The organism is Methylobacterium sp. E-025 (assembly GCF_022829705.1).
Lineage (GTDB): Bacteria > Pseudomonadota > Alphaproteobacteria > Rhizobiales > Beijerinckiaceae > Methylobacterium.
Map to the genome: position 1 here is coordinate 1 of NZ_JAKSYR010000158.1, position 3,137 is coordinate 3,137.

Here is a 3,137-nt window from a genome sequence, read left to right on the forward strand (position 1 = left end):
GGTCGAGCGCTTCTTCAGCAAGATCAAGCACTTCCGCGCCGTCGCCACCCGCTACGACAAGGATCCCGACAACTTCCTCGCCAGCGTCAAACTCGCTGCCGTCCGGGTCTGGCTGCGAACTTTATGAGTCCGCGACCTAGCGCTCCAATCGTCAGATGGGCATGGCCGGGATCCATGAGCCGCTGCGCCGCGACTTCCAGACGTCGGCGCCAGATCCAATCGGCGACGTTGCGGTCGTGCTGGCGAAACAGTTGCTGCAGGTAGCGTAACGACACGCCTACGGCAGCTGCAAGGGTGGGCGGATCCAGGTTCGGATCGCCGAAGTGGCCCTCGATGTAAGCCATGGCACGCTGGACGATGAGCGTGCCTTGCAGGTCTTTGGGCGTTTCACGGGCAAGACGCTCCGCAAGGCTGGCAATGAGAAGATCGACCCCGATCGAAGCCATCCGTGCCGTCGTATCCAACGGGAGTCGTGCGTAGGTGCGAACCAGTTCCTGGAAGAAGGTGGTGACCAACGAGGTGCTGGCTTGATCCATCCCAAGGGTCAGCGCCGTGTAACGACGTGTCGATCCAAGTGCCTGTTCCAAACGTTCACGAGGCAGCTCGACAAACAATGTCCGGCTGTCGGCGTCGGTGGCCATGACGGTCGGGCGCCGATCCAGCACCACAATCTCACCGGGATGCTGGACTGAGGTGCGATCATCCTGCGCGCTGAACACTACACCGTGCAGCGCAATTGCGACGTTGAGCGTATCGTGCTTGCCGTGCCGGCGGATCGTATCCGCCGTCGCCTCGGTCCTGATCGCGCTTTGCGTCAGGCGGGTGATCACCAACGGACCGACGTCGGCAGCCTCCATCGTACCCTGGAATGCCCCAGCATCGGCGGGCGTCAGTTCGACAGGGACAATCCGCTCGAAGACCGTTTCGCGCCAGCGCCGAAATCCATTCTTGGGCTCTTCGTCTGCGGTCGAGAACAAAGTCCTCATGATTTGACCAAACGAATGCTTCTATACACACGTGAAAATAAGCACCGATGCGCGCTCATGCAAACCGTAGCACGCTCTCAGACAAGCGCAATGCGGCGTATCAACCTAAGAGTGTATTTCGGCCTCCGAGGAACTGTGTGCGTGTACCCACCAATCTCCGCCAACGCCCCGTCTGCGATCGAGCTGACGTCTGAACTCGTTGCCGCATACGTTGCGAACAATCCGGTTCCATCCGCCGAGGTTCCAGGATTGATCGCGCGCGTGCACGTTATGATCGCTGGTCTGGCGTCCGGTATGCACACGGTCGAAGACGGGGCGCCTGCCCGTGATGCGGTTGAATCACCGAGCTCGGCCCAGATCCGCGGATCGATCCAGCACGACGGCCTCGTGAGCTTCATCGACGGCAAAGCCTACAAGACGCTGAAACGGCATCTGACAGCGAATGGGTTCAATCCGCACAGCTACCGCGCCCGGTATGGCCTGCCGGCGGACTACCCGATGGTCGCTGTGAGCTACGCCGAACATCGCTCCGCCCTCGCCAAGGCGATCCACCTTGGCCGATCCGGCCCCTTGACCGAGCGCGAGCGGTAAGACCGCAGGGTTGCCTGACGCGAGCTCCTCCACGGACAGGTCCGATGGAATATCATGAGTGAGTTCGAAGAGCAGCGTGATACCTTGCTGAGCAACCTCGCGAAGCATGCTTGTACGGCGCGAAGCCGATTGAGGTTGTCCCTAGCTGACGCGGCACGCTTGGCTGACCTCACACCTGACGTCGTCGGAGCGATCGAGACCGGTGCTGATTGCACACTTCCGCTCCCTGCGCTCAGGCAGTGGGCTATGTTTCTCGGTCTTACCCAGTGTGGCCTCCCGCGCCCGCGTCCGGCCGGGATGCAGTAGCGTCCGATCACGAGGCCTCGACCCAAAAAACTTCCGCTGGCGCACCCGCATAGAACGCGGTGATGAACACATTCGATGATGACCCCCGAACCGCGTAAGCGACGTTGGCCGCTGAGGTCCGTGCAGCCCGTAGCCGCGGGGCCTATGCGATCGAGACCTTGGCGGAACTCGCCCGGGTCAATCCCATGGTAATCCATGCGCTGGAAGACGGCGCGACGATTACCGACTCATTGGCTCGGGATCGCGTGCTGGACGTGCTCGGCCTGCGGCAGGGCAACCCGCGACGCGCGAAGATGGTACGCGATCTTACCCGCCCCCGGGGCAGCGTCGGATAGGTCCCTGCCAGTACGATCGCGACAGGAATCGCTTGTTTTGAATTGTACACAATGGGTTGCGACCGGCTGGAGAACGCGCGCTCTGTTCCTTAAGGCGCCTTATGCGCACGTCCCGATGACGAGGCGATTGTTCAGGAGATCCTCCAGGCCGATGGCTGCCGTGCTTACGTGTATCACCCGGGCAACGGCTGCCAGATTGTCGGGGCCGTGCTGCATGCCAAGGGGACCGGAGCCCTGCCAGTGATCAAGCCACTTCCAAGAGGCGGCCGGCGGGGCAGGGGCAGAGATCGGCGCTTCAGCTCGATCTGTTTGCGGTCGGGTAGAGCCCCCGAAACAGGTCCCCCATCGCCCGACAGTGAAACAGAGTACGCCAGCGTCGACGCCGATGCTCGGGGCGATCGTGGTTGATGTGGCAGCGTTGGCAGAAGGCTGCGAGGTTGCGGTCGAGATTGTTGGTGGTGTCGTGATCGCGGTGTGCGGCAGCCAGCACAACGCGGGTCGTACGGATGCGACCGAGATCTTCGATCGTCGGCAGGCTGCGCAGCGTACGGCCCTGTCCATCGCGCCAGGCTCCGATGCTGGCATCCCACCAGCGCCCATCACCGAGATGATACACGGTCAGCCCATGGGGCCGACCGCAGCCCTCGCAGGCGCCACCCGTCCGTCCGAAGCGAATCGCCGCTGAGAGTTGCGGCCAGTCGATGGGATATGACCTGACCGGTATTTTGGACCGAGCCAATTGAGAGGCTACTGCATGGTGGCGGCCATGGGTAGCCGGAAGGCCAGACCCGGGTAGCTGACGGGCGCGGGCGGCCGATAGCCCAGCGACGAATGCGGTCGAACGCGGTTGTAGGTGGTTTGCCATAGACCGATCACGATCTGCGCCTCCTTCAGCGAGTAGAAGATCTCCTGGCGTAGG

5 protein-coding genes and 1 pseudogene are annotated in these 3,137 nt (G+C 62.4%); 3 read left to right on the plus strand and 3 right to left on the minus strand.

Translation table 11 applies throughout. The annotated features are described in order from the left end of the window. Positions 1–127, plus strand: a pseudogene (locus MKK64_RS23320) (IS5/IS1182 family transposase); the annotation flags it as partial. Here the strand turns inward: MKK64_RS23320 and MKK64_RS23325 are convergent. Then, on the minus strand, positions 87–986 hold the full coding sequence (locus tag MKK64_RS23325; protein WP_243937880.1) for an AraC family transcriptional regulator: 900 nt from the start codon (positions 984–986) through the stop codon (positions 87–89). The pseudogene MKK64_RS23320 and the gene MKK64_RS23325 sit on opposite strands and share 41 nt — an antisense overlap. A 141-nt stretch (positions 987–1,127) precedes the next feature. Here MKK64_RS23325 and MKK64_RS23330 point away from each other — a divergent pair, with 141 nt between their 5' ends. Next, positions 1,128–1,577 (plus strand): MucR family transcriptional regulator, encoded by a 450-nt coding sequence (locus tag MKK64_RS23330; protein ID WP_243937882.1) that lies wholly within the window; start codon positions 1,128–1,130, stop codon positions 1,575–1,577. A 464-nt stretch (positions 1,578–2,041) separates the two neighbouring features. Next, a complete protein-coding gene (locus MKK64_RS23335) occupies positions 2,042–2,218 on the plus strand; it encodes a hypothetical protein (RefSeq protein WP_243937890.1) in 177 nt (58 codons plus the stop codon). Positions 2,219–2,513: 295 nt separating this feature from the next. Here the strand turns inward: MKK64_RS23335 and MKK64_RS23340 are convergent, their stop codons facing one another. Beyond that, entirely contained in the window at positions 2,514–2,957 is a 444-nt protein-coding gene (locus tag MKK64_RS23340) for a hypothetical protein (RefSeq protein WP_243937892.1), read from the minus strand. Between the two features lie 8 nt (positions 2,958–2,965). Then, positions 2,966–3,137: transposase (locus MKK64_RS23345; protein ID WP_243937894.1), on the minus strand; the 172-nt coding region annotated here is incomplete at its 5' end.